This is a genomic window from Dictyobacter arantiisoli (assembly GCF_008326305.1).
Taxonomy (GTDB): Bacteria; Chloroflexota; Ktedonobacteria; order Ktedonobacterales; family Ktedonobacteraceae; genus Dictyobacter; species Dictyobacter arantiisoli.
In genome coordinates this window covers 1-1,608 of sequence record NZ_BIXY01000224.1, presented here as the reverse complement: position 1 = coordinate 1,608, position 1,608 = coordinate 1, and the positions used below count along the sequence as shown (strand labels likewise).

General features: G+C 55.7%; 1 protein-coding gene. It reads right to left on the bottom strand.

Translation table 11 applies throughout. From position 1 onward, the window contains the following. Nucleotides 1-36 precede the first annotated feature (36 nt). Nucleotides 37-1,491, bottom strand: coding sequence for a hypothetical protein (locus F1593_RS27930; protein WP_149404826.1), 1,455 nt, complete (start codon nt 1,489-1,491; stop codon nt 37-39). Nucleotides 1,492-1,608 lie beyond the last annotated feature (117 nt).

The following is a 1,608-nucleotide window of genomic DNA, read 5'->3' as shown; positions in this document are numbered from 1 at the left end:
AGGCATGGTTCAAAACCACGTGACACTTTTGAACAATCAGGCAGCGAGAGCAGAATAACCCAAAGCTGCCAACCAATCTCCCTCGGGAACATTTGAATCCGTCCGTTGTAAAGGGGAAAGTCCCTCATGAAGACCACGGGGAGCAATCCGGTGATTATGCCAAACAGCCAGCAGTGCGAGCATACCAGCCGAAAGGGTGCGATGAACGGCCAGATGAGGCCGGACAATGCTATGCCAATTTTCAACAGCACTACTGGCTCGGACTGCTTGATCCCAGCCTGCCAGAAGGCGGGAGGCCTCTGCTCGCCAGAGCGATGGAATGTTTTGAAGCAGTGCTTTGCTGCTCGGACCAAGCACGGCTCGTCGCATCCATGCCCACGCCAACAGCGCCACCGCCTCGGGCCCCAGGATGCGCGCAGCCTGCTCTTGCAGCGCATCAAGCTGCCTGGCAAACAGCAAGGTTTGAGGCAATGCCAGACGAAGCTGCTTGGCAAGCAGCTCAATCTGCTTCTGCAATGCCGGGGTGGCCAATGGAGCCACCTCATCCAACAGATCCAATGCGGCTTCCATCTCGCCTTGACGCTGCTCACTCGTGAGGACGCGATCAGCGTTGAGTACGACCACTTCCAACACGGTGTGCACATGCTGGCAGAGGTAGCGGACACCGTCGGCAACGTACTCCATCTGCGCCAGCAGCGCCTGCTGCTGGGAAAGTGTTGCCTTGGGAGGCCTTCCTCGTGTTCGTTTTCCAGCCGCAGTGCGTTCTGCTTGTCGTTGGATCACCAGCAAACGATCCTGCTCGGTTTTCACAGCACGATCAAGGCGTCCCTGGACTTGTGCCGCCACGTGGAAGAGATGCCAGACATCGCGTTGATGCTGCTCTTGTCCCTGGACGTGACTCAAGGCTTCCTGGATCGCCCGACCGCCATCACTTACGGTGCTCAAAGAACGAATGCCCTGCTCACGCACATACCACAACAGCGCGGTCCAACTGTCTCCATCGACCTCCACGGGTGGCACGGTCGCCCAGACTTGTCCACTATGGACATCAATCACATTGAGATAGGCTTTTCCACGCTGACTGCTGTATTGTTCATCCAAGGCCAGGACACGCGCCGTCCCAGCCTGTTGCTGTTCCATCCAATCCTGGGCACGTTGCCCTGCTTCTTTGACCAGACCGGCAATCTTTCCCAAGCTGATCTCGATGCCATGCATGCGTCTCAGACTGGTTTGAATCCCCCGATAACTCGCGTGGGTTTCGATCAACGTGGTCAGCACCAGCGTGGCGACCGACGTGGTTTGCTTCATCGGCAGGGCCTTCTTTCCCAATGCCTCTTCCAAGGCTTTTCGTCCGATGGCCGACCAACGGTACAATGTTTGACGAGAGACCTGATGGGTACGACTCAACTGACTGACCAATCCGTGGGTGGGCTGAGCCAACATCTGACTGATCATGTTGACGCGTTCCTCACTCGTGCTACAATGGATCATGTTTCCTCCCTGAGAACGGTGTTGTTTTTGTCAATTTCACCTTAACTCTCAGGGATTCTTTTTGTCAATTTGTTCGTCAATTGTCACATTGGTTCACGCTCACTTTGAACCATGCCT